This window comes from Bradyrhizobium lablabi, from assembly GCF_018129385.1.
Taxonomy (GTDB): domain Bacteria; phylum Pseudomonadota; class Alphaproteobacteria; order Rhizobiales; family Xanthobacteraceae; genus Bradyrhizobium; species Bradyrhizobium lablabi_C.
In genome coordinates this window covers 349,748-372,216 of the sequence record NZ_JAFCLN010000004.1, presented here as the reverse complement: position 1 = coordinate 372,216, position 22,469 = coordinate 349,748, and the positions used below count along the sequence as shown (strand labels likewise).

Sequence of the window (22,469 nt, the reverse complement as noted above, 5' to 3'; positions counted from 1 at the left end):
AGATGGCGGGTCTGCTCGACTATTTGTTTGATCCCGGAACCTACTCACAGGGCGGGTTGCTGTCTCGCTTGCAGCCGAGCCTTAGCCAGATTCCGCAGTCGCAAGGCTTTGATCAGTCGAATCCGATCGATAGCGCTCAGTGGCCATATGGCCCCGTTGGGGCGCCATCCGGTCAGGCTACTCCGATCGCTGTTGGCAACAATCAAATGCCGCGCGTTGGTCAGATGGCGGACTTCACTCCCGTTCCGACCGGAGAAGCAACTATTCCTCCGAACGCGCAGCCTGCGCAAGGCCAGCTTCCTGCACAACAGCCTTCATTTGGCCCCGGCTTCTCTGAAAATCCAATCCTGCGCGGCATCCAAAGCGTTGCGAACGGTGGCGGTCTTATCAGTGCGCTTACGGGCAACTACAACGATCCGCGGTCGGTACAGCAGCAGAATCAGCGCCAGTTGTTTCAGGCGTATGTCGGGGCTGGTCTCACGCCTAACCAAGCAATGGTTGCTGTCCTCAATCCGCAGGCGGCCACAAACCTGCTTGGCGGCGGTCAGACTGACGACATCAAGGAATATCAGTTTGCCAAGCGTGAAGAGCCGAATCTTACTTTCCAGCAGTTCATGCAACGAAAGAGGGCGGTATCTGGTGAATACTCGCTGACGCCGCAGTACGGCACGGACAAGGATGGCAATACGGTCCTGATCCAGACTGGCAAGAGCGGCGAGGCCATCCAGACCAAGCTTCCCGAAGGCGTGAAGATTTCGAGCGGTGTCGATAAGGTGGACCTCGGCACGACTTGGGGCATCATAGACAAGCGCACGGGACAGCTTGTCGGGCAGCAGCCAAAAGACCTTCAGGGCAAAGAGGCGGCGGAAGAGCGCGGCAAGGCTCAGGGGCAGGCTCAGGCCGCAGTGCCGGGCGCGATTGCTGATGCGGAGGCCACCAAGGCCAAGATTGACGAACTGATGAAGCACGAGGGCCTTAGCTCCATCGTCGGTTCGCTCGATCAATACCGCCCAACCTGGATGCTGGGCGAGAAGGGCAACGACGCTCTTGCGCGCTACAAACAGTTGCAGGGCCAAGCCTTCCTTCAGGCGTACAATCTGCTCAAGGGCGGTGGCGCAATCACCGATATTGAAGGCAAGAAGGCCGAGGCCGCAATGGCGCGCCTCGATCGCGCTCAGAGCGAAGAGGTCTTCAAGCAGGCGCTGCAAGACTTCCGCGACGCTATCGAGTCGGGCGTCAATAAGCTGAAGGCCAAAGCTGGAGGCGGGTCGGCGGCTCCTGCTACTCCTGCCGCGGCAACACCTTCTGTCAACGACCTCCTGAAGAAGTACGGCGGCCAATAATGGCAGATACTGCCGCGCTAGAACGCGCTCTTATTAACGCTGATGCCGCTGGAGACGTGGAGGCCGCTCGTGTTCTTGCCGGCGAGATAACTCGGTTGCGCGGGACGCCCGAGGCCCCGAAGCCCGACAAGTACCAGCAAGCGGCCATTGAAGAGCGAGACGCGCTGAAGGCTAAGGGCATCGATACCGGCGCCGGGTACACTCGCCGCTTGGCTCAGGGCGCAACGCTAAACTTCGCCGATGAAGTCCTTGCTGGCCTGTCTACTCCGTTGGAGATGGTCAAGCGCGGCACATTCGACCCGCGCGAGGGATACAACTACGCGAAGGCGCGGGAAGACCTGATCCTTGACGATGCCCGCCAGAACACGGGCGTTCTCGGAACCGCGGTAGAAATCGGCGGCGGCGTTGGTGCTGGCGCGGGCGCATTGCGTGCTGGGCTCACCTTCGCGCGAAACCTTCCCCAGAATGCCGGGATTCTCAGCCGATCTCTTGCCTCTGCCGGTGATAGCGCGGCCTTTGGTGCGCTGGCTGGTGCCGGTGAGGGAAGCGGCATCAAGGAGCGGTTCAACAATGCTTTGTTGGGCGGCTTAGTCGGCGGCGGCATTGGTCTTGTTGCGCCGGGGTTAACCTCGCTTATTGGACAGGTTGCTTCTCCGGTCATCAGCAATCTTCGCGCTCGCTTCAATCCGCAGGGCTTTGCCCAAAGTCAGGTTGCGCGAGCGGTAGAGGAAAGCGGCCTGACGCCGAACCAACTCAGCCTCGACATGGTGCAGGCTGCCAACGAAGGGCAGGGTGCCTATACGCTGGCTGACGCGCTGGGCAACGCCGGCCAACGCATGCTTGCGACGACTACTCGGTCACCGGGCAGGGCGAGAACTGATGTTCTTGAGTTCCTGGATCAGCGGCAGGCCGGGCAGGGACGCCGGATTGCCAGCGCCTTATCAGAGGGCTTCGACGCGCCGCAGACGGCCGCACAGACGGAAGCAAGATTGACGGCCCAGAGGGCTGCTGATGCCGATGCAGCGTATGGTGCCGCGCGGCAACAGGCGGGCTCGGTAAATGTCACCCCAGCAATCCAAGAGATTGACCGGACTTTGCAGCCCGGCGTTAGCCGGCTGTTTAACCCGCAGTCCAATATCGCTGACGACTCTATTGAGGCGACGCTTCGCCGCGCTAGGGGGCTGCTCACTGACGGCCGATCTCAGGTGTCTCGGTTTGAGGAGGCGTTCAGGGTCAAGACCGAGCTGGATAACATGATCGACAACGCGCGCCCGACGATGCAGCGCGTTCTGATTCCTGTGCGCAACGCTCTTGACCGTCAGCTTGAGCAGGCTTCCGCGCCATACGCCGCAGCGCGCAACCAGTTCCGCCAGCAAAGCCAAGCGATCGAGTCTGTCGGCACTGGACGCGATGCCTCAATGCGCGGCCGGACTGAAGACGTGATCCCGGCCTATGCGACCATGCGGCCGGATCAGCAGGCGGCCTACCGAGCCGGCTACGTTGATCCGCTGATCGCTCAGACGCAGGGCTCGGCGTTCGGCGCCAATAAGGCGCGGCCGCTCATCAACGATGCCTTCGCCGACGAGGCTGCGGTTATGGCTCCCGGCAATGCCATGATGCAGCGGCGCATCGGTCGCGAAAACACAATGTTCCAGACCCGACACGCCTCGGTCGGCAATTCCAAGACGGCCGAGAACCTGAACGACGACGCGGCCATGGGCGTCAGTCCAACTCTGGTCGGTCAGCTTCTCTCTGGTAACTGGAGTGGCGCGCTGCGAACTTCGCTTGCTGCGGGCCAGAATGCGTTGACGGGCAACACTGCCCAGGTTCGTCAGGCGGTCGCAGATATCCTTCTCCAGCGCGGCTCAAACATGAGCCCTGCGGCGCTTCAGCGAATGGTTGATGAAACGACCCGGCGTATTCAGCAGATCCAGATGATTACCCGATCGATGGGACGGGCAGCGGCTGGTGGTCTTTCGGTCACGCCGGCAGCGACTGAAGCGCGGCGCTAGTACCCGCGCACATAATAGGTAATCGCAACAGTGAAGGCGAATGAGATGAGCCAGCCAATGGCAGCGGGCAGGCCGGGGCCGAATATTGGTTCCTTCGGCTTCTCGCGGTCGGAATTCCACTCGTGAGGCTGAAGGTCTAAATCCGGCATGGCCTTAATCGACTCCATCATCAGGGCGGAAAGTGGGGGAGACCCAACAGCCCGCAACCCTAATTCGTCTGCGATGGGTGCCGGCCAGTTCATCAATTCAACCTGGCTCGACACCATCAAAACCGCCAGACCCGATATTGCACAGGGCAGGTCGGATCAGGAACTGCTTGCGCTTCGTGCCGATCCCCAACTCTCGCGGGAGATGACAGAAGCCTACGCCGCTGCGAACGGCAGGATTCTATCAAATGCCGGGCTGCCAGTCACGGCCGGAACAACCTATCTGGCCCATTTTGCAGGCCCGCAAGGGGCTGTTTCGGTCCTACAAGCCGACCCTTCCGCGCCTGTTTCATCGGTCCTTTCACCCGATGCGATGAAGGCCAATCCCTTCCTCGCCAAGATGACTGTGGGCGATCTCAGGGCTTGGGCGGACCGGAAAATGGGAGGTGGTGCCCCGGCTCCGCAACCCTCACCAGTGCCTTCCCCTGCGGCTCCTATGGCCATTCCACAAGGGCAGGCTCCGATCTTTCCGGCGGCTCCGCAGCAACAGCAAGCCGCTGCGCCTCAACAGGGCGGCGGCGACATCTTCTCTCAAATGCCTGCCCCACAGGCCCCGCCGCTGACCTTCCCGCAACGGCGGCCGATCGATCTCACCAAACTTCAAGCGCAGATCAAAGCGCCTCTGTTCTATCGAGGATAACGAATGGCACTGTTCTTCTACAAATGGTCCAAAACCGCCGCCAGCAACGCTACGGCGGACTCGGCCGTGAACTGGGCCGAAGGAATGGCGCCCTCTGCCGTGAACGACTCCGGCAGGGCAATGATGGCCTCCGTGGCGGGCTTTCGTGATGACATCTCCGGCGCGACCGTCACGGGCGGCAGCGCGAGCGCCTACACCTTGGGCACGTATCAGGTTTTCGACTCGCTCGCCAACATGCACGGCAAGCTGATCGCATTCACGCCGCACGTTGCCAACAATGCGACGGTAACGCTCGCTGTGGACGGATTGACAGCCAAGCCGCTGCGGTTTGCTCCCGGCGTCGAACTGCAATCGAACACACTCGTCGCGGGTACGCCCTATTGCTGCTACTACCACAGCACCAACCAGGAATTTTATCTGCAAGCCCTTGGCGGCAACACCTATGGCATCCCGCTTGGGGGATGCATGCAATATTTCGGCTCGACAACCCCAAGTTCTGCGTTCGTTTTTCCCTACGGGCAGGCGATCTCTCGCACTACCTATGCCAGCTTTTTCGCGCTTGTCAGCACGACGTTCGGAAGTGGTGACGGGTCAACGACGTTTAATGTTCCTGATCTTCGTGGACGGGTGCTCGCCGGCAGAGATGATATGGGAGGCAGTGCGGCGTCCCGGCTGACCTCTTCATATTTTGGCACGAGCGCTGCGGCGTTGGGTGCTGTCGGTGGTGGAGAGAGTCATACCCTGACGCTCGCTCAACTACCTACCGGGATAACCTCTGCGAATGCATCGCAAAATATTTCGGTGACTGTGACTGAAGCATCGGGCCGCAAACTGGCTGCTCCCACTAATCCAGCGGAGAACGTTACTTTCGCGGCCTACGTCACCAGCGGCGGCTCGGCCACCGGGCCGCAAAGCTCTTCTAACGGCGCGTGGAGCAATGCCGGAACGCTTTCCGGCACCACGGCCAACTCGATTTCCGTCACCTCGAACAACACCAGCGGCAACGCCCATCGCACGGTGCAGCCGACGATAATCTGCAATCATATTTTGCGGGTTATCTAGCCAAAAACAAGCTTTGAGATCGCATAAGCGATCAGCCCGACGAACATCAAAAACGCCACAACGTAGAAAGCAAACCCGCTGTCGATAGTCGATAGCGCGTGATGCTCCATGATTTCTCTGTAGGTGGGTCGCTTTTGATCCATCCCGCCTCTCTACCACCCACAACCAACCCGAGCAAGATAGATGTCAACAGCCAAGAAGGGCGGCTTTGCGGCTGCCGTCATAGCCGTGTGCGCGGTCTTGTTTGGTTCAATCTACCACCGCGCTCTCTGAAGCACCTATCGGTCACCCAATCATCGAGGACGTTGAAGCATGGTCGATACCGCAGCCCTGAAGGCGGCGAATGAGAAGCGCTGGGCCGCAGCCAAGGTAACCCGCGACGTCTCGGCTATCGCCAAGCGTCTGGTGGCGGCGAAATCCCGCTATCGGGCCGTCGAAGCGAAGACTGGCGTTCCATGGTTCGTCATTGCCGTGATCCACATGCGGGAATCCTCACAGAACTGGGACCGCTCACTGGCGCAAGGAGACCCATGGAATCGCGTCTCTGTTCGTGTCCCGGCGGGGCGAGGGCCGTTCAAGTCATGGGAAGAGGCCGCAATCGACGCGCTGGTGAACTGTCACCCGTATCTGTCCAAGAAGAAGGATTGGAGCGTCGGTGGAACGCTGGTGAACCTGGAGCTGTACAACGGTGCGGGCTATGCGATGCGCAACAAGCCATCTCCGTATGTCTGGGCAGGGACCAATCAGTATTCCGCCGGCAAGTTCGTGGCGGATGGCGTCTATGATCCCAGCCACGTTGACCAGCAGCCGGGGTGTGCCGGGCTCATCCTCGCGATGATGGCGCTGGACCCATCGATCAAGTTCGGCAAACCCTCATCTCTCCCCACGAAGACCGCAGGCGCCGTCATCGCATCAGCCGGCACAGTTGCCGCTGGCGTCCATCAGGGCTGGGACCCGACTGTCTGGCTCTTGGTAGGCGGCGTCGCGGCCATCATCGCTCTCGTCGCATTCATCCTCATCAAGAAAGGGAAATAGCATGTTTACGTTCGCACTCGGATTCCTCGCTGGTGGCGCTCTGATCTGGTTCGCGCGTGAGCCGGTGACGATCTGGTACAAGGGCGTCGAAGATTATGTCGGCGCTCTGAACGACAAGATCAACAAGCTGAAGTCGTGATGAACGATCTCGCCGGGCCTCTCTCCCGTGTGGGGCTGCGCTACGTCGTCGGGTTTCTGGCGGCCAAGGGATACAACGTTGATCCCTCAACCGCGACTGATCCCGACATTCAGCAACTTGCGTATTTCTTGATGGCTGGCGGCCTCGCGTTCCTTAGCGAGGGCTGGTGGTATCTGGCTCGCAAGCATGGGTGGGGGCAGTAGCGTGTTATCAACCATCCTCACTTGGCTGTTCTCCGGCCCGCTAGATCGCGCGCTTAAGTCAGTGGACAACGCGGTCAACAACGAGACGACGCGAGAGCAGGTCAAGGCCGATCTGGCGAAGTCGTATCTGATGGCGCAGGCCTCGATCCTGACGGGCAGGGGATGGTGGTTCCCATTGCTCTTTCTTGTGCCAGCAGGGCTCTGGTTTGCCTCCGTGTGTGTCTATTCGATCCTGTTCTGCAAGCTGTGTGCGTTCCCGCAGACATGGACCATTGCAGCTCTTCCCGCGCCCCTCGATCAATGGATGGGGGCGATAGTAGGCTCTTTGTTCATCGGCAAGGCGGGCGGCGAAATCATCGCGAGGCTTCGCAAATGAACCTCCTCGACCTATTACCTCAAACGAAAGCAGAGGCCGCCAGTGATGCCGTTGCGCTCGGTGCTGTTTCCTCCCCGCTATGGCTTCATGAGATGTCTGGATTAGGCCGCGACCTCCTGCCGTGGTTCGGCATTGCGTGGCTTGTCGTGCAGATCGCGATCAAGATTCACACCACCTATTGGAAGAAGAAATAGTGCCTCCGCAGTTCTGGCTGTACTGGCTCGCGGCGTTCCTGGTTGTCGTCGCGCTGCTTACGGTCGCCGCAGCCCTTCGCGAATATCACCTTTGGAAAAAGGATCGTCGTCGATGATTAACGTCCGCGGCTTCGTTGTCGTCGCGTTGTTTACTGTTGCGTTCGTCTCTATTGCAGTTGCTCACGATCACGCGCGCCCCGGCCTCGATAGTTGGTATCAGGGCCTCAAGAGCGGCAGGCAGCCTTGCTGCGATGGTCCCGGTGTAGACGCTACCCACCTTGCAGACGCTGATTGGGAGACCAAAGACGGTCATTTCCGCGTGCGCATCGATGGCGAGTGGATTGATGTTCCTGACGAAGCGGTTCTCAAGGAGCCGAACCGCGATGGCCGAACGCTGGTCTGGCCGATGAAGTACATGGATGGCTCGACGCACATTCGGTGTTTTATCCCGGGATCGATGACTTGAAGTTGCCCGACATGCATCGAACATAAAATTCAATACCGGCCTGAGATGTGACGGGGAGCCAATTTTTGCCGTCCCAAATCGCGTCATACGCGTGTCGATGCGGCGAAGGCTCGCCGCAATAGCAGTCATTCTTCTCAGGGAAAGCCGCAATCATTCCGGTGGGAATAGCGCTCATCTTCGTTCCTCGTCGGTGGTCTCTGATCACCAGTCGGCTGAAAGCTTAGCATAAAAAGCGGTCATGGTCCCCATGAAATTCTTCCTTCCTCTTCTTCTAATCTCTCTCTGGATTCTATTTGCCGACTACACAGAGCGCCACGACATGGGGCCGCACTGTTCAACGGCTGAAGGGATTTGCCTCTAACCAAGGAGATTGAATGGTCGCGGCGGCATGCACGGACAGAGAATTTCTCGAAACTGTTCGTAGATACGGCGTAGCACAGGCAGCAAAGATCATCGGAACCACAACCCGCAATGTGAACTATCGACGGCGGCGGCTGGAAAAGAAGCTTAACCAGCCAGTCACTGTCCCCCAAAACATTCCCCTCCAATACCCCGGCCGCGTTTCCCTCGAAATCCGGAACGGCTCGGTCCTCATCGGCTCGGACTTCCACATCTGGCCCGGCGAGGCTTCAACCTGTCTGCGCGCCTTTAAGAAGTTCGTTGAAGACCTGAAACCATCCGCCGTCATCCTCAACGGTGACGTGATGGACTTTCCTCGTATTTCCCGCCATCCCCAGAACTGGGAATCCGCGCCCGATCCTCAAGAAGAAATCGAGGCCGCGCAGGACCATCTCAACGACATCGTATCCCGCTGCAAGCGCGGCGCCCGCAAGCTCTGGACCTTGGGTAATCACGATGCCCGGTTCGAGCAAATGATAGCCAACGCTGCTCCGCAGTATCGGGGTATCAAGGGCGTTCATCTCTCCGACCACTTCGGCTGTTGGACCAAGGCCATGTCCTGCTTCATCAACGAAAGCATCGAGGGCGGGGCGACGATGGTCAAGCATCGATGGAAATCAGGACAAGGAGCCACCAGGGCGAACACTCTCAATGCCGGCGTCTCGATGGTCACGGGCCACCTTCACTCGCAGAATGTTCGACCTCTTTCTGACTATCGTCGTTTTGATCGTTATGGCGTCGATACTGGCTGTGTGGCTGACAAGGAACATAGGGCGTTCAGCTATACAGAGGATTCGGCACTGGATTGGAGATCGGGCTTTGCGCTCCTGACGTATCGTGACGGGATACTGATGCCGCCGGAGCTTATTACGAAGATGGATGCCAAGACGGTTTGGTTTAGAGGGGCGCTGATCCGGGTATGAAATACACGCAGGTAATCGACGGGGAATGGTACGAAGCCTCTTGGACCGGGCAGCGGGATATGTGCTGTCATTGTGGGCTAGTGCATATCACTGACTTCAAGGTCGAGAACGGAAAGCTTCTATTTCGAGCCCGTCAGAGTCAGAGGGCCACCAAGGAAGCCCGCAAGAAGTTCAAATTCGAGAAAGACAAATGATGTCTCCCGCCTTGGTCGCGTTCGTCGGCCTGATCTATGCCTACATAGCCGCTGAGCAGTTCTATCTCAGTAATCCTTCAATGGGGGTTGTCTATGCTGGCTATGCTTTCAGCAATATCGGCCTGTGGGTTCTTGTCCGATAGCGCGGCGTCGATCATGCCGCTCCACATATTCAGCGCGTTGGTTTCGGAACACCAATCATCATCCCACTTAGCTGCGCCAGCCCTGCACATGCAGTCCGTTGGCTCGCGCATTGCTTCTATGGCGGCGCGGGCAACCGTGCGCCAAAAACCCCTCACGTCGTCTGGCTGTTCCTTCCAGTTTGCTTGGAAGCCGTGACCATCGGTTACGGCGAGCATGATGGCTGCCGCGACCCTATCAATCATGTCCATGTGAATCTCCAAAAACCACTATTTTTATAGCATGAAACACGAGTCTGTGGTAGCTTGATCTGCGAAACAACGGTGAGAAAATGCAAGCAGTCGAACTGATCGCGAAGGCTCAAGAACTCGTCGGCGGCGACCGCGCCAAGACCCATGGCGACAAGCATCGAAACTTTGCGAACATTGCGCTCTATTGGAACGCATACATCCAGACCAAGGGCGGGAAGCTTCTTGACGCCTCCGATGTCGGCCACATGATGGCCCTTCTAAAGATCGCACGGACTCAATCCGGCGAAGTCAACCCCGACGACGCAATCGACGCGATCGGGTACATTGCCTGTGCTGGAGAAATCGCGGCAGCTAAGCGATAAGCCACCTCCACACTCCCCATCCACACAGGACCAAAACAGCAATAACAATCTCAATCCTGAAGGGTCTCATTCCATCACTTCATAAGCAAAAGCCACACCTTCGGGGTCATGTTTTTCAAGCCAGCGCTGTGCCTCTTCCTCCGAGGCGAAGCGCCTTTCGTTCGGCCGCCCCTTCTCGTAAATCCAGACCTTCACAGTTCATCCCTCATCGCATGGAACAATTCCTTAACGCGGGTCAGCCCTATTTTTGTTCCTCGTGGCAGGTGCTGTTTTAATTTCCAGAGGGCGGTAGCGGCTATTTCATCCCCTTCAAGCTGGCCTTTGGCTTCAAAGAACGCCTTCATATCCCGAATGAACTCTTGGGCGGCCTCTGGAGGAATTTCCAACTGTTTGCGGGGCATTAGGATTGGCTCCTTGCGAACCTCTTGGCCGCCTCCATTGCCTCAGCCTGATCCATCTTTCTCGTGATCGAACGTCTTCCAGGATTATCATCCCAATAGAAGTATTCGCTCGGCCGGCCGTCCTTAAACCGGACTTCAAAGCTGCCACAGTCCAGAATGACGCTGTGTCGGAGGATTCTGATCGGATCGTCCTTGGCCATCCCATAAGGCTACCAAAACAGCAGGATGGGTCTCAAGGCTCCAATCCGTACTTAGCTCTTGCCGCAGCGAGGCGCTTCTTGAAGTCCTCGAAATACTCGTTCAACCGTTCTCTGGATTTGTAAGCCAGATCGCCATCCGGGCCGAGCCAAACGTTGTTACTGCCGGTTAGGTTCGCATAGCCGGCGTCGTAGCCAATGATGCCTATGGTTGGGAAATCTCCGATCACGAAGCAATTGTGTGCTGTGACAACCTCGTCTTCCTTCCAAGTGGGGGGCAGGTCGCTCATCCTTCTCTCCTCATCGGTAGTCTCTGATCACCAGTGGCCAACTCTCGTCCTCTCCGCTGGTCATTGTCCAAAACCATCCAAGCCTACCAGAGCGGGGCCGGGGAGTCGAAGGTGGCTCAGGGTATGTGCAGGGGTGGGGTGGCCGTTCGCTACTCCGGCGGCGGGGACGGAAGCCCCGCTGGCTTGTTACCGCCCTAGGAGAGCGTGACGCTCTCCGCGTGAGCATTCCAACCTCACCCCGCCTCTGCACATCTGGCTTAAGTGCTTCGCTGCATTTGCTCAGCCAAGCTGCGCCCGGTCCACGCTCGGAATCGGGAATTCATCAGGGCAAATAGCTCTTCTGCTTCGTCGTCCGGAACTGGTGTATCAGCGTTCAGCCCAACCGATCGGATCAGGCTGGGTGAGTTTTGCATCATTGAACTGATATGCGCGGCGCGGCAGGTCTTCATCAGCCAGCCTGGCTCGAATTGCATCTGTCTCTCCCTGTTTATCAGCGTCAGACTGCGGCGTCCTCACCGTCGTACCTGACGCCGAGTATGTCGTAGAACTCAACCTCTTTCGGATCGACCGTTATCCAGCACGAACCGCGGCCTCTTGACAGAACGCGCGCCCCAACTTTCTTGCAGGCCGGGCACTGCATGGTGCTTCCGATCGCCATTTGATGGGCCTGGATTTCAGTTTCCGCCCCGCAATCACAGCAATAGATATGCTTCATGGCTGCGCTCCCTGCTCAAGTGCTTCAAGCCGCGGCGCGAACCCAGATGCCGATCTGCTCAATGAATTCCCGTGCGGCTTCCTCTCCGGCGCACTTCGCGAGCAGAATCGTCTCTTTGCCGCGATAGCGAACGATGAACCAACCATAGTCGTCTCGGTAATGCTTTTGCCCATCGGCGCCATCGAACAACTGGCGGCTAACTTCGCCGCACCAGAGGCGGTCATCAGGCCCGAGATAAACGCTGATCCCGACATCGGGACCGCTGTCCTCGTCGCTGCAATGCCACGTAACTCCGCCGATGCTGGTGTCCTCTCGGTCGATTGTCTCGCTCATTTCAAATTCCTCTCGGTTCGTCGGCTTCCATCGCTGCGTCGGCTAGCTTCCGGAGATGATCCGCGGGGCCGCGATAGGGGATCACGCCCTTGTCGATCCGCGCGACCATGAAGCCGTGCCGGTAGCTGTTGCTTCGATTGCCGGATGGCTCCGGCGCGGTCAGGTCGTAACCGTCCATGAAGCCCTCGATCATCTCGGCGTTAGCGGGTCTCTCGCTCATGTTGTCCTCGTTCTTCGGTCAGCAGCGCCGATAGGTGTGTTCGATGCAGTCGAGCAGCTCGGATTGAAGCTCTGGGCCAAGCTCGCCCCAGAATTGCCAAGCCCCCAGCATCTTTCTCAAATCGTCTCGTTTCGGCCGATCAATGCGGGCGAGAAGTTGACCTATGGTCTCTCCGGATCGAACTCTATATTTTCGTAACAATCGAATGGATTCCGCGTAATCTTCGGTGCATGGGGCGTTATGTTTGTCGTCACTGGGCATCGATGCCTCACTCTCCATTCGTCTGTGCGGGCGGTTCATCGGACCACCATGCGGTTAAGTGTGCATTGGGATCAGTCTTGAGCGCGCGAATTGCGGCGGCGGTCTGAGTCCTATCGAAACGCTCGGTACTGCTTCTTGCATATTGGCGCTCAACAAGCTGCGCAGCAGCTTCAAGGCCACGGTTGCGCATTTCAGCGTGTGCATAAGCATGCAGTTGGCGCATCATTTCTGTTTGGCTGAGGCCCATAGCCTGCACTCCCTACTGATGTGTGCGCCGGGTGTAGGCTAACCGGCATTTCTTGCAGGCATTGCCGAGCGGCACATTGATGGTCATTCGGTAGTTGCCCTCCATGTGCTGGCCGCACAGCGGGGCGCCGAGGTATCCGTACCGAACGATGCTGCCTCGGTCTTCCTCGCCGGCCTCGCAAACGAGGTGCAGCTTCCGGCCGGATTTGATCTGTGCGTAGATCATCTGCGTTGCTCTCCAATGTGCTACGTGCGCTCGATGAACCCGACCGACATCAGCACTGCAAACGCCCTGTCGGTGCGCCATGTTGAGTAGTTTAGGATTTTGGAAACTGTGTCGGCGTCGGCTGGAAGGCCGGCATCGTGCCGCTCCTTGATGACGCGAAGCACTTCGTTTTGCTCGTGCGTCAGGCTAATCCCGAGCGGCATTTCCTCGAACGTATTCCCATGCTGGGGGCAGGACCATTGCGCCACGGCCATGCCGTCACCTCGTCGCGCATTAACTGGGTGGTGGTCGTCGCATGTGCATTTTGGATAAGGGCCGTATTTTTTTGACTTCATCAGTCCTCTCCCTGGTGTGTCAGGCGGCATTGCGAATTTTGATGTCGCAGCGCTGGCAAACGAAACCCCAGCGGCGCCACGTCGCCCAAGGTTGGTCGATTGTGACTTGGCTGTCCTCGTTGTCGCTCAGAAAGGCGGCGATTGACGCTGAGCGCGTCCTTCTGGCGCTCCCGACGTAAACGTTTCCTCTTTTGTCGGTGACGCACCAGAAGGTTCGGAATCGGCGAGGCCATCGGCTCATTGCCCGCCTCCCTGTGCCTGGCGGTGGGCGGCGAGCGGCACGCCAACGCCCATCCAATCTCTTTCCCGCTGGAAGATGGTCGGGTGCCGCATCTTGATCTGCATGAACCGACCATCCGGGCTCACCGCTCCGATTTCACGATATGCCACCCCGTTCTCCGTCTGGACAAACTTGGGGTTCGCCTTGAGCCATTCAGTTTGAGCGTGCGTGGGTGTCATTGTCCGCCTCCCTTCATCGCGGCGATCCCGGTTGCTTGATGCGCAAGACACGCGGCCATGTCGGCCCTGTGCTTCGCGTCCACGGGATCGGCGAGGTTCCTTGCGAGCAGGGCCATTGTCAGGAGGCGCTCACGAACGAACTTGTTCGGAGCCGTCCGGGCTTCTGCCTTCATCTCGCGTTCGAAGTTGGAGAGGGTGGTCATGGGGATGCTCCAAGCCAAAATGAGAGCCCTGCAAGAAAAAGGGCGATCGCGTAACAGAGCAACGCGATCGCCTGTGCCGTGTCGCTATTCACCACTGAGCCCTGTAGTCGGCGTAATAGCCGCGCGCCTCGCTATAACCCAACTCTGGCAAGCCGCGAGACTTGAGCAGACCGTTTAACGTCTCCCAGAAGCTCATGAAGTCAGTTTGGTTGTTCTCGCGCACGACCCGATGGAGGCGGCGGATTTCGTTGGCTTGCGGCGTACCCATTTGTCGGTCTCCCGTTGTTGATATTGCCTTTATAAGCGATATCGTTTATATCGTCAATAACCGATATCGCTTAGGAGGACGTTTTGACAACTTTTCCGATACCGGATACTTCCCGGCGCATGGGAAGGCCGCCGCTTGGAATCAAGCCGACACTGGTCCGCCTCTCGGAAGAGGTCCGGGAGCGGATACGCGATCTCGTGGGCGAGCAGGGGATGGCTGCCTTCATCCGCGAGGCTGTCGAGCGTGAGCTGAAGCGCCGCGAGCGCAAGGAGAAGGGGTGAACGCCCGCCGAACGGCCGCGTGTCAAATACGCGTCAGACTTGCCGCAGGTTCGAGGTTCGTTCTCGCAAGTTCCGGCAACATCCGGAGAGCTAAGTACCGAAATTGCTTGAGAATTTGCTTCGGGGGCACTGCCTATATGTCCCCCCGGACGGGTCTTTTATTTTCAGCGCTGCTTTTCGTGTTCGATTCGGCACCGCTGGCATCAGGTGCCGAGGCACAATCGGGAAAACGGTTTCGCGCTTCGGCCATGCCGGCGCACAGGGTTGACGAGAATCCCGCGTGGAACCGGCCGCTTAGACGGCCGTCGCGCTCCCGTAATTTCGGCAGCTAGACATCGTTAACGTTTTCCACAGAATATCCCCGTCACACTCAGACTGATTCGGTTGGTTGCGTCTGCGTCCGTTTCTCTCCTCACGGGCAATTTGATGACACAACGGACCGATCCGGCACGCGGGCGCGACATTGTCGCGCGCTGGTGCGTCCTTGCCGAGCAGCGGCTGGAATACCTCACCGAACTATTCGAAACCGGCCGCTGGCGCCGCTTCCACAGCGAAACGGCTTTTCTCGAAAACATCAGGGAAGCCAAAGCCGCCGTCGAGACCTGGCAAGCATTGCTGACGCGCGAAGCCTCGCTGGACAACAGCCCGATCGACATCTCCTGGCTCGGCCGGAGCGGGGTGATGTTGCCGCCGCGCCGTGAGCCAGCGCGGGCCGAGGCCCGCGGCTTCGAACCGCCGCCTGCGGAGATACCGGCGCCGCTGCACGTTGCGCCGATCGCCGCCGAACCCGAGCCGGTCCTGGCGGATGAAGTACCCGTCGCGCCCGAACAGGACGCGCTGGCGAAAACGGTGGCGCTGACGCTCGACATCGTCGCGATGCAGGAGCGCTACCCGCTGCTGCGCAACGCGCTGTAGTTAGCTGCGGCATCATGGCCTCGTGGTTCGAGACGCGCGGCTTTGCCGCGCTCCTCACCAGGAGGGTCTGGCATTTCGCCTGGTTCTCCGACCTCATCCTGAGGAGGCCGCGAAGCGGCCGTCTCGAAGGATGAAGCCCCGGCGTTGCCTAGCGCCGCACCGCGTTGGTGCCGACAACCACCTGCGCGTAGCGCTGCGCGCCTTCGGCGGAAAGATCCGTCGTGATCGGGCGGGCGTGATCGAGCCCGACCACGGCGCCGCGCGGCGCTTCCGAAATCATGTTGTTGTTGACCAGCGCCGTGCCCGCGCCCGGCACGACCGACACGCCGATGCCGACAAAGGCGTTGCGGATCACATTGCCTGATATCGCGACATCGCGCAGATATTTGCCCCAGCCGGCGATGATGCCGAACGCCGGCGCGTTCTCGATGACATTGCCGGTGACCGAAGTATCCGCCTCCACATAGATGCCGATGCCGGCATCGTCGTCCGGCGCGGTGCCGATCGGGCGCTTCGGAATGAGGTTGCGGATGATGTTGCCCTGAACCACAGCAATGCGGCCGCCTTCGTTGAAATTGCAGACGGAGACGCCGAGCGCCGCGCCATCGACGGTGTTGTTGGCGATCACGGCGCCCTCGAAGGAAAATTCCGAATAGAGCGCGACCTCGCGGACATTGCTGACGCTGTTGCCCGTGATCTGGATGTTGGAGGCCGAATTGCCGCGCACCGCGGAATAGTCGCAATTCCTGATGCGGTTGCCGCGCACGATGACGTTGCCGGCGCGAAATGCGTTGATGGCGTTGCCGTACTGGCCGGAGCCGCCGGGCCCGGCCTTGATGTCCTCGATGCGGTTGTCGAGGACCTGGGTGCCGTCATCGCCGATGGCGGTACGCAGGATTTCGATGCCGTTGTCGTTGGTGCCGATAATGGTGTTGCGCGACACGATCAGGCCGAGCGCGTCGAACGACACCACCGCCGTGGTCGCGATATCGGTGAAGATGTTGTCGCTGACGTCGCCGGATACCTGTTCGAACCAGATGCCGTTGCCGCCGCTGGCGGCGATTGCGCACGCATGGATGCGGACGTCGCGGCCGCCGGCGCAATGCACGAGGCCGCGGCGCTGGGGCAGGGGAATGCTGCCGCCGTCGAGCGTGAGGCCGGAGAGGCCGACGCTGCCGGCGCCTTCGCCCTGGAACATCGAGGCGCCGCCGGTGAAAACGAGTTTTGTGGCGCCGCGCACGCCAATCACTTGCGAGCCGTTTTGCAGGCGAAGCATGCCGGTGCGGTAAACGCCCGGCGGCAGCGCCAGCGGCATTTGCGCACGCGCCGCCTCGTCGATCGCGCGCTGAAGGGCGCGGGTCTGGTCATCGGGGCTGCCGGGACGCACGCCGTATTGCGTGGCGTCGCGGCCGAGCGTGGAGGTGAGGGGCGCGGCGCGCGCTGGCTCAGGCATCGTCGCGAGCGCACTCGCTGCACCCGCGGCGGAAGCTCCAATCAGATGGCGGCGGTTGACGTCCATGACCGTGTTTCCCTCGCGGACGTGTCAATGGATTCAATTATCCCGGAAATGCGGCCAGGCATGGTGAACGCATGGTTGGGACGCAGCGATTGTTGAGGGTAGGGTTAATGTCGGGCGTATAGAGCGTAGGATGGGTAGAGCCAACGGGTCGCGCGAATGCGCGCCCGATGACAGGCTCCGCGAAACCCACCATTTCGAGTCCGGATGAAAGTTGATGGGTTTCGCTTCGCTCTACCCATCCTACGAAGACTATGCGGACCGCACCGCGCCGCGCGTCAGCTTCACCATCTCCAGCAGCATCGCTTCGCCGGCATCGACCAGCTCTTCCAGCGTGATGCGCGCGTTGCCCTTGCGCATTGATGCGCTGTCGCGCGGGAGCAGCGGGATGTGCACGAACGCGGACAGATGAAGATCGTCATTACCATCGACCGCCTCGATCGCGCGCCAGCTCAGATAGTTGCACAGATACGCGCCGGCATCGCGGGAGGCCCGTGCGTCGATGCCGGTGGCGCGTGCGGCGCGCAGCAGTTTTGCGGTGTGCGGGCCGAACATCGCGGCATCCGCGCCTGACGCGATCGAGCCCTTGCGCGAGCGGCTCTGCGCCGCATCCGGCCACAGCATGGTGACGGCGTTGCGGGCGCGGGTCTCGACCCGCATGTGCGCGGTGCGCGCGGCAAGGCCGAACATCAACAGCGCCTGCGGGCGATGCTGTTTCAGCAGCCCCGGCAATTCGCGGTCGACCGCCTTGTAAGTCACCGGAAAGATGTGGCTTGAGAATTCGATGTCGTCGAACGCCGGCCGGCGCAGCCTTGTCAGCCGCGCCACCAGCGGCTGCGTCGGATTGAAGGGCGCACCGGGAAACGGGCCGAAGCCGGTGACGAGCACGCGTAGCTTGCCGCTCACCGCAGCATCTCCGCGAGCTGCTCGGCGGCGACCGCCGGCGAGATGCGGCCGTCGGCGACGTCGGCCTCGGCCTTCTTCACCTTGGCGCGGATCGCCGCGTCCGAGCGCAGCCGGGCCATCATCCGCTGCTCCAGCATCGACCACATCCATTTCACCTGCTGCTCACGCCGCCGTGCAGCGAACTCTCCGGAAGCATTCATCGCCGTGCGATGATCCAGGATTTTTTGCCAGAGCTCATCCAGGCCTTTGCCGGTCAGCGCAGAATAGGTGACGACCGGCGGATGCCAGTGCTCCGACCGCGGCGTGAGGATGTGCAGCGCGCTGCGATAGTCGGCGGCCGCGTGGTTGGCGCGCTTGACGTTGTCGCCGTCAGCCTTGTTGATCGCGATCATGTCGGCGAGCTCGACGAGGCCCTTCTTGATGCCCTGCAATTCGTCGCCGGCGCCCGGCAGCATCAGAGCCAGAAAGAAATCGGTCATGTCGCAGACCGCGGTTTCGGACTGGCCGATGCCGACGGTTTCCACCAGCACGACGTCGAAGCCGGCGGCCTCGCACAGCAGCATCGCCTCGCGCGTTTTTGCGGCGACGCCGCCGAGCGTGCCGGACGAAGGCGAGGGGCGGATATAGGCGTGGTCGGAAGCCGAAAGCCGCGCCATCCGCGTCTTGTCGCCGAGGATCGAGCCGCCGGTGCGCGCGGACGAAGGGTCGACCGCCAGCACCGCCACCTTGTGGCCGCGCTCGATCAAAAACATGCCGAGCGCATCGATGGTGGTGGACTTGCCGACGCCGGGCGAGCCCGTGATGCCGACGCGGATCGCCTTGCCGGTATCGGCCAGCAGCGCCTGCACCAGTTCGCGCGCTGCGGCCTGGTGATCGGCGCGCCGGCTCTCGATCAGCGTGATCGCCCGCGCCAGCGCCGCGCGGCTGCCGGCGCGGAGGTCCTTGGCGAGGGTTTTGATGTCGGCGGAAGAGCTTTTTGGCGAGGGCATGCCTTCCGTTTACAACGGCTGGGCGCGGCAGGCGAGGGGCCGCGCCCTCACTCCGCCGGGGCCGGCGACGGCCGCTTCAGCCGCCGGCCGATCCAGACCAGCACGGGCCACATCAACGCGCCGATCGCCATCGCGGCGAGGATCGCCGCAATGGGCCGCTCGAAGAACGGCAAAATGCTGCCGTCGGATTTGATCAGCGAGGTGACAAAGGCCTGCTCCACCATGGTGCCCATGACGATGCCGAGCACCATGGCGGCGACCGGGTAGCCGTTCTCCTCCATGACGTAGCCGATCACGCCGAAGGTCGCGACCGTCACGACGCCGAACGTGTTGTTGCCGATCGCGAACGAGCCGACGGCGCAGCACAGCATGATGACCGGCATCACGCTGGAGCGCGGTGCGCGCAGCACGAACGCTGCGAGTCGAATCATGACGATGCCGAGCGGGATCATCAGGATGTTGGCGATGATGAACATCAGATAGATCGCGTACATGCTCGACGCTTTTTCGGTGAACAGCGTCGGGCCGGGGTTGAGGCCCTTCATGTAGAGCACGCCGATCGCGATCGCGGCGATGGTGTCGCCGGGAATGCCGAACAGCAGCGAGGGCACCCAGCCCGAGGCGATGCTGGCATTGTTGCTGGCGCCGGCCTCCACCAGACCCTCGACATGGCCGGTGCCGAACTTCTCAGGTTCCTTGGAAAAGCGCTTCGACATGGCATAGCTGACCCAGGCAGCCATGTCGGCGCCGGCGCCCGGCAGCACGCCGATGATGATGCCGATGATATTTCCGCGCGTCATCTGCCAGTGATATTTCTTTGTCAGCGTCCATTGCCCCGCCAGGATGCTGCCGAACTTGCGGCGCGGGATCGGCGGCGGCTCCGGCGTCAGCATCGCGCGCATCACCTGCGCGACCGCGAACACGCCGACCAGCGCCGGGATCGGCTCGATGCCGCCGAACAGATCAGTAACTCCAAAAGTGAAGCGCGGGACGCCGCCGGGATTTTCGATGCCGACGCACGCCACCAGAAGGCCGATGAACATGCTGGCGATGGCTTTTACCGGCGAGGAACGCGCCACCAGCGTGGCGCACATCAGGCCGAGGAAGGCGAGCCAGAAATATTCGAAGGTCGAGAACGATAGCGCGATCTCGGCGAGCGGCGGCGCCAGGATCATCAGCGAAAGCGTGCCGGCGATGCCGCCGACCGCGGAGAACCAGACGCCGGCGCCAAGCGCGAGTTCGGCCTCGCCCTTGCGGGTCATGGCATAGGCTTCATCCGCGTAAGCCGCCGAGGCGGGCGTGCCGGGGATGCGCAGCAGCGCGCCCGGAATGTCGCCGGAAAAGATCGCCATCGTGGACGCCGCCACGATCACGGCAATCGCGGCGATCGGAGAAAGGTAGAATGTGACGGGGACGAGCAGCGCCGTCGCCATCGTCGCGGAGAGCCCGGGCAGCGAGCCGATCACGAGCCCGTACACCGATGCCGCCAGCATCGCGATAATGACTTCCCATGTCGAGATCAGGCTGAACGCCTGCATCAGGGTGTTGAACATCGTTTCACCAGGGCATGGGCAGCAGCCCGATCGGAAGCGGCACGCGCAACAGCTTGCTGAAGATGAGGTGGACGACGATCGGGGCCAGCACCGCGAGCGGAAGTGCCAGCCGCCATCGTGCGCCAAGCGCCGTCGAGGTGACAAAGACGATAATCGCTGCCGTGATGATGAACCCGACGCGTTCGGCCACCGCCACGTAGAAGAGCAGCAGCGCCGGCGGCAGCAGGGCGCGCAGCCCATAAAGCTTGCTCTGCGGCTTGGGCTTCTCGCCCTCGACCGGGATGATCTCCTCTTCCTCTTCGAAGGTGCGGCCGATGCCAAAGGCGATCGCGAGCCCGCAGAGTGCGAGCCCGCTGCCGATCACCAGCGGAAAGACATTGGGGCCGACCGGCTGGCCTGGCACGGGCGGCAACTGCCAGCCGCCATAGGCGGCGGCCGCACCGAGGCCAACGAGAAACAATCCCGTGACGCTATCGGGAAGACGCATGAAGGAATCCTGTCCGCTTCGAAGAGAAGAAAGCCGCCGAAACGGATTTATACTTTCGACAGGCCGGCCGCCTTCATCGCCACGCCCATCTGGGCGTCGCCCTTGTCCATGAAGGCCGCGAACTCGGCCGCGTTGCCCCACACGGTGCCGAAGCCGCGGTTGCTCATGAAATCCTTGAATTCCTTGGAGTCGTAAACCTTCTTCAGGGATGCGGTCAGCTTTGCGGAGACGTCGGCGGGCAGGCCCTTGGGGCCGGCGATGCCGCGCCAGGCGCCGGTCGCATAGTCGATGCCCATCGATTCCTTCAGCGTCGGTACGTCCGGGAAGGCGGGATTGCGCGCAGGCGCCATGATGGCGAGGCTGCGCGCCTTGCCGGCCTCGATGATCGCGCGGGCCTCCGGCACCGAGCAGGTGGTCAGGTCAAGGCCGCCGGCGGCGAGATCCTGCATGGCGGGCGCGGCGCCGTTCGACGGCACCCAGGCGACATGGTTGGCGGGGAGCCCCATCGCCTGTAGCCAGCCGACCAGCGCGAGGTGCCAGATGCCGCCCTGGCCGGTGCCGGACGCCTTCAGCTTGCCGGCAGGCGCGGCCTTGATCGCGTCGGCGAGTTCCTTCACCGTTTTGTAGGGCGAGGTCGAAGAGACCTGGATGCCCGGCGGGTCCTCGTTCATCAGCGCAAGCGGCGTGTAGCTCTTGGGAGCAAGCTCGGTCAGGCCCTGCCAGTGCATCATCGAGATTTCCACCGTCAGCATGCCGATGGTGTAGCCGTCGGGCTGGGCGGTCGCGATCGCGGAATGGCCGACCACGCCGGAGCCGCCGGTGCGGTTGACGACGTTGAAGGGCTGGCCGAGGTCCTTCTCCAGCAGTGCCGCCACAATGCGCGCAGTGGCATCGGTTCCGCCGCCCGCGCCCCACGGCACGATCACGGTGACGGGGCGCGACGGATAGGCCTGCGCGGATGCCGGCTTGAGACCCAGTCCTGCGACGGCCGCCGCGGCTGCGGATGAAGCCGCAAAAGCGCGGCGCGAAATCTTCCTGGACATGGCGTTCTCCCCTGCGGCGCCCGTGACGTCGGGCGCTCTTGTGATGCGTCATTCTAGGCGGCTTTGTGCTGGGCTCGCAAGGCACGGTGTCGCAGGCAGCCGATGCCCAATCGGTGCGCATCGGCTCCTTTCGCCTGATCGGAAACCGGGTGGGTTTTCTGCGTTAGCGGCTGCATATCGGAGCAAGCAAATCTGGAGAGCACCATGACCACCGCCTGCTACAGCACCGTGCTTGACCACCCGATCGAGGCCGTGTGGTCGCTGATCCGCGATTTCAACAACTATCCCGCCTATATCGAAGGCGTCAGCGAAAGTGCGATCGAGGACGACAGGCGTGGCGACGAGGTCGGCGCCATCAGGCGCTTCTGCTATCTCGGCAACTGGGTGCGCCAGCGCCTCGCCGTGCATTCCGACGACGACCATCTGCTGACCTATGCCGGCATCGAGCCGCTGCCGTTTCCGACAGGCGATGCGCAGGGCGCGGTGTCGCCGACGCCTTACGAAGGCACCATGCAGCTCACGCGCATCACCGACGGCAACCGCACCTTCATCGAATGGTCGGTTGCACTCGATCCGGCGCCGCAGGATGCCGAGCGCTGGCGCACGCTGTTCCAGTCATGGATTCCGGAGTGGACGAATTCGCTGGCGAGGGCATTGGCGCGGCGGGCGGGGTGAGGGC

The 22,469-nt window shown here is 61.1% G+C and carries 35 protein-coding genes; 15 read left to right on the top strand and 20 right to left on the bottom strand.

The genetic code is table 11. From position 1 onward, the window contains the following. Nucleotides 1-2 precede the first annotated feature (2 nt). From JQ628_RS11300 to JQ628_RS11250, 11 genes are all read left to right on the top strand, one after another. On the top strand, nt 3-1,343 hold the full coding sequence (locus JQ628_RS11300; RefSeq protein WP_212222614.1) for a hypothetical protein: 1,341 nt from the start codon (nt 3-5) through the stop codon (nt 1,341-1,343). Next, nucleotides 1,343-3,355 carry a hypothetical protein gene (locus JQ628_RS11295; protein ID WP_212222613.1) on the top strand — a complete coding sequence of 671 codons (2,013 nt, stop codon included), beginning with the start codon at nt 1,343-1,345 and terminating at the stop codon, nt 3,353-3,355. Before JQ628_RS11300 ends, JQ628_RS11295 begins: the two co-directional genes overlap by 1 nt. Nucleotides 3,356-3,502: 147 nt before the next feature. Then, complete coding sequence (locus JQ628_RS11290; protein WP_212222612.1) at nt 3,503-4,201, top strand: hypothetical protein; 699 nt, start codon at nt 3,503-3,505, stop codon at nt 4,199-4,201. 3 nt (nt 4,202-4,204) lie between these two features. Further along, on the top strand, nt 4,205-5,263 hold the full coding sequence (locus JQ628_RS11285) for a tail fiber protein (RefSeq protein WP_249127741.1): 1,059 nt from the start codon (nt 4,205-4,207) through the stop codon (nt 5,261-5,263). 312 nt (nt 5,264-5,575) lie between these two features. Further along, nucleotides 5,576-6,298 carry a hypothetical protein gene (locus tag JQ628_RS11280; protein WP_212222611.1) on the top strand — a complete coding sequence of 241 codons (723 nt, stop codon included), beginning with the start codon at nt 5,576-5,578 and terminating at the stop codon, nt 6,296-6,298. A 1-nt stretch (nt 6,299) separates the two neighbouring features. Further along, the gene (locus JQ628_RS11275) at nt 6,300-6,437 is read left to right on the top strand and encodes a hypothetical protein (RefSeq protein ID WP_212222610.1); all 138 of its coding nucleotides are present in this window, start codon (nt 6,300-6,302) and stop codon (nt 6,435-6,437) included. Further along, nucleotides 6,437-6,640, top strand: a complete 204-nt coding sequence (locus tag JQ628_RS11270) for a hypothetical protein (RefSeq protein WP_212222609.1) — start codon at nt 6,437-6,439, stop codon at nt 6,638-6,640. The genes JQ628_RS11275 and JQ628_RS11270 overlap by 1 nt, the downstream gene beginning before the upstream one ends. Nucleotide 6,641: 1 nt before the next feature. Then, nucleotides 6,642-7,016 carry a hypothetical protein gene (locus JQ628_RS11265; protein ID WP_349628050.1) on the top strand — a complete coding sequence of 125 codons (375 nt, stop codon included), beginning with the start codon at nt 6,642-6,644 and terminating at the stop codon, nt 7,014-7,016. Continuing rightward, complete coding sequence (locus JQ628_RS11260) at nt 7,013-7,210, top strand: hypothetical protein (protein ID WP_212222607.1); 198 nt, start codon at nt 7,013-7,015, stop codon at nt 7,208-7,210. Before JQ628_RS11265 ends, JQ628_RS11260 begins: the two co-directional genes overlap by 4 nt. A 112-nt stretch (nt 7,211-7,322) precedes the next feature. Next, nucleotides 7,323-7,676, top strand: a complete 354-nt coding sequence (locus tag JQ628_RS11255; protein WP_212222606.1) for a hypothetical protein — start codon at nt 7,323-7,325, stop codon at nt 7,674-7,676. 374 nt (nt 7,677-8,050) lie between these two features. Then, the gene (locus JQ628_RS11250; protein ID WP_212222605.1) at nt 8,051-8,998 is read left to right on the top strand and encodes a metallophosphoesterase; all 948 of its coding nucleotides are present in this window, start codon (nt 8,051-8,053) and stop codon (nt 8,996-8,998) included. Nucleotides 8,999-9,269: 271 nt separating this feature from the next. Here the strand turns inward: JQ628_RS11250 and JQ628_RS11245 are convergent, their stop codons facing one another. After that, on the bottom strand, nt 9,270-9,584 hold the full coding sequence (locus JQ628_RS11245) for a hypothetical protein (protein ID WP_212222604.1): 315 nt from the start codon (nt 9,582-9,584) through the stop codon (nt 9,270-9,272). An 80-nt stretch (nt 9,585-9,664) separates the two neighbouring features. On the opposite strand from JQ628_RS11245, the gene JQ628_RS11240 reads away from it, so the two are divergent. After that, nucleotides 9,665-9,946, top strand: a complete 282-nt coding sequence (locus JQ628_RS11240; RefSeq protein ID WP_212222603.1) for a DUF6378 domain-containing protein — start codon at nt 9,665-9,667, stop codon at nt 9,944-9,946. A gap of 66 nt (nt 9,947-10,012) precedes the next feature. On the opposite strand, the gene JQ628_RS34710 is transcribed toward JQ628_RS11240, so the two are convergent. The 13 genes from JQ628_RS34710 to JQ628_RS11180 all read right to left on the bottom strand — a co-directional run bounded on the left by JQ628_RS34710 (nt 10,013) and on the right by JQ628_RS11180 (nt 14,100). After that, a complete protein-coding gene (locus JQ628_RS34710; protein WP_283815784.1) occupies nt 10,013-10,141 on the bottom strand; it encodes a hypothetical protein in 129 nt (42 codons plus the stop codon). Next, complete coding sequence (locus JQ628_RS11235; protein ID WP_212222602.1) at nt 10,138-10,347, bottom strand: hypothetical protein; 210 nt, start codon at nt 10,345-10,347, stop codon at nt 10,138-10,140. The genes JQ628_RS34710 and JQ628_RS11235 overlap by 4 nt, the downstream gene beginning before the upstream one ends. A 232-nt stretch (nt 10,348-10,579) precedes the next feature. After that, nucleotides 10,580-10,834 carry a hypothetical protein gene (locus JQ628_RS11230; RefSeq protein ID WP_212222601.1) on the bottom strand — a complete coding sequence of 85 codons (255 nt, stop codon included), beginning with the start codon at nt 10,832-10,834 and terminating at the stop codon, nt 10,580-10,582. Nucleotides 10,835-11,091: 257 nt separating this feature from the next. Beyond that, nucleotides 11,092-11,307 carry a hypothetical protein gene (locus JQ628_RS11225; protein WP_212222600.1) on the bottom strand — a complete coding sequence of 72 codons (216 nt, stop codon included), beginning with the start codon at nt 11,305-11,307 and terminating at the stop codon, nt 11,092-11,094. A gap of 23 nt (nt 11,308-11,330) precedes the next feature. After that, nucleotides 11,331-11,549 carry a hypothetical protein gene (locus tag JQ628_RS11220; RefSeq protein WP_212222599.1) on the bottom strand — a complete coding sequence of 73 codons (219 nt, stop codon included), beginning with the start codon at nt 11,547-11,549 and terminating at the stop codon, nt 11,331-11,333. Nucleotides 11,550-11,573: 24 nt separating this feature from the next. After that, a complete protein-coding gene (locus JQ628_RS11215) occupies nt 11,574-11,882 on the bottom strand; it encodes a hypothetical protein (RefSeq protein WP_212222598.1) in 309 nt (102 codons plus the stop codon). Nucleotide 11,883: 1 nt separating this feature from the next. After that, on the bottom strand, nt 11,884-12,102 hold the full coding sequence (locus JQ628_RS11210) for a hypothetical protein (protein ID WP_212222597.1): 219 nt from the start codon (nt 12,100-12,102) through the stop codon (nt 11,884-11,886). Nucleotides 12,103-12,370: 268 nt separating this feature from the next. Next, nucleotides 12,371-12,610 carry a hypothetical protein gene (locus JQ628_RS11205; protein ID WP_212222596.1) on the bottom strand — a complete coding sequence of 80 codons (240 nt, stop codon included), beginning with the start codon at nt 12,608-12,610 and terminating at the stop codon, nt 12,371-12,373. Between the two features lie 12 nt (nt 12,611-12,622). Further along, complete coding sequence (locus tag JQ628_RS11200) at nt 12,623-12,835, bottom strand: hypothetical protein (RefSeq protein WP_212222595.1); 213 nt, start codon at nt 12,833-12,835, stop codon at nt 12,623-12,625. A gap of 20 nt (nt 12,836-12,855) precedes the next feature. Further along, complete coding sequence (locus tag JQ628_RS11195) at nt 12,856-13,170, bottom strand: hypothetical protein (RefSeq protein ID WP_212222594.1); 315 nt, start codon at nt 13,168-13,170, stop codon at nt 12,856-12,858. A 237-nt stretch (nt 13,171-13,407) separates the two neighbouring features. Next, entirely contained in the window at nt 13,408-13,629 is a 222-nt protein-coding gene (locus JQ628_RS11190) for a hypothetical protein (protein WP_212222593.1), read from the bottom strand. Next, nucleotides 13,626-13,832, bottom strand: a complete 207-nt coding sequence (locus JQ628_RS11185) for a hypothetical protein (RefSeq protein WP_212222592.1) — start codon at nt 13,830-13,832, stop codon at nt 13,626-13,628. Before JQ628_RS11185 ends, JQ628_RS11190 begins: the two co-directional genes overlap by 4 nt. Nucleotides 13,833-13,920: 88 nt before the next feature. After that, on the bottom strand, nt 13,921-14,100 hold the full coding sequence (locus JQ628_RS11180) for a hypothetical protein (protein WP_212222591.1): 180 nt from the start codon (nt 14,098-14,100) through the stop codon (nt 13,921-13,923). Between the two features lie 119 nt (nt 14,101-14,219). On the opposite strand from JQ628_RS11180, the gene JQ628_RS11175 reads away from it, so the two are divergent. Both JQ628_RS11175 and JQ628_RS11170 read left to right on the top strand, forming a co-directional pair. Then, entirely contained in the window at nt 14,220-14,381 is a 162-nt protein-coding gene (locus tag JQ628_RS11175; protein ID WP_212222590.1) for a hypothetical protein, read from the top strand. Between the two features lie 426 nt (nt 14,382-14,807). Beyond that, on the top strand, nt 14,808-15,296 hold the full coding sequence (locus JQ628_RS11170; protein WP_212222589.1) for a TIGR03809 family protein: 489 nt from the start codon (nt 14,808-14,810) through the stop codon (nt 15,294-15,296). A 148-nt stretch (nt 15,297-15,444) separates the two neighbouring features. Here JQ628_RS11170 and JQ628_RS11165 read toward each other — a convergent pair whose 3' ends face one another. From JQ628_RS11165 to JQ628_RS11140, 6 genes are all read right to left on the bottom strand, one after another. Further along, entirely contained in the window at nt 15,445-16,815 is a 1,371-nt protein-coding gene (locus tag JQ628_RS11165; RefSeq protein WP_212222588.1) for a TIGR03808 family TAT-translocated repetitive protein, read from the bottom strand. Between the two features lie 249 nt (nt 16,816-17,064). Beyond that, nucleotides 17,065-17,718 carry a pyroglutamyl-peptidase I gene (locus tag JQ628_RS11160; RefSeq protein ID WP_212222587.1) on the bottom strand — a complete coding sequence of 218 codons (654 nt, stop codon included), beginning with the start codon at nt 17,716-17,718 and terminating at the stop codon, nt 17,065-17,067. Further along, nucleotides 17,715-18,707 carry a methylmalonyl Co-A mutase-associated GTPase MeaB gene (gene meaB / locus JQ628_RS11155; RefSeq protein WP_212222586.1) on the bottom strand — a complete coding sequence of 331 codons (993 nt, stop codon included), beginning with the start codon at nt 18,705-18,707 and terminating at the stop codon, nt 17,715-17,717. Before meaB ends, JQ628_RS11160 begins: the two co-directional genes overlap by 4 nt. A 47-nt stretch (nt 18,708-18,754) precedes the next feature. Beyond that, nucleotides 18,755-20,260: a tripartite tricarboxylate transporter permease gene (locus JQ628_RS11150; protein ID WP_212222585.1), complete on the bottom strand. Its 1,506-nt coding sequence runs from the start codon at nt 20,258-20,260 to the stop codon at nt 18,755-18,757. A gap of 4 nt (nt 20,261-20,264) precedes the next feature. Beyond that, nucleotides 20,265-20,747, bottom strand: a complete 483-nt coding sequence (locus JQ628_RS11145; protein ID WP_212222584.1) for a tripartite tricarboxylate transporter TctB family protein — start codon at nt 20,745-20,747, stop codon at nt 20,265-20,267. A 47-nt stretch (nt 20,748-20,794) separates the two neighbouring features. Further along, nucleotides 20,795-21,790 (bottom strand): tripartite tricarboxylate transporter substrate binding protein, encoded by a 996-nt coding sequence (locus JQ628_RS11140; protein ID WP_212222583.1) that lies wholly within the window; start codon nt 21,788-21,790, stop codon nt 20,795-20,797. Between the two features lie 204 nt (nt 21,791-21,994). On the opposite strand from JQ628_RS11140, the gene JQ628_RS11135 reads away from it, so the two are divergent. After that, nucleotides 21,995-22,465 (top strand): SRPBCC family protein, encoded by a 471-nt coding sequence (locus tag JQ628_RS11135; protein ID WP_212222582.1) that lies wholly within the window; start codon nt 21,995-21,997, stop codon nt 22,463-22,465. Nucleotides 22,466-22,469 lie beyond the last annotated feature (4 nt).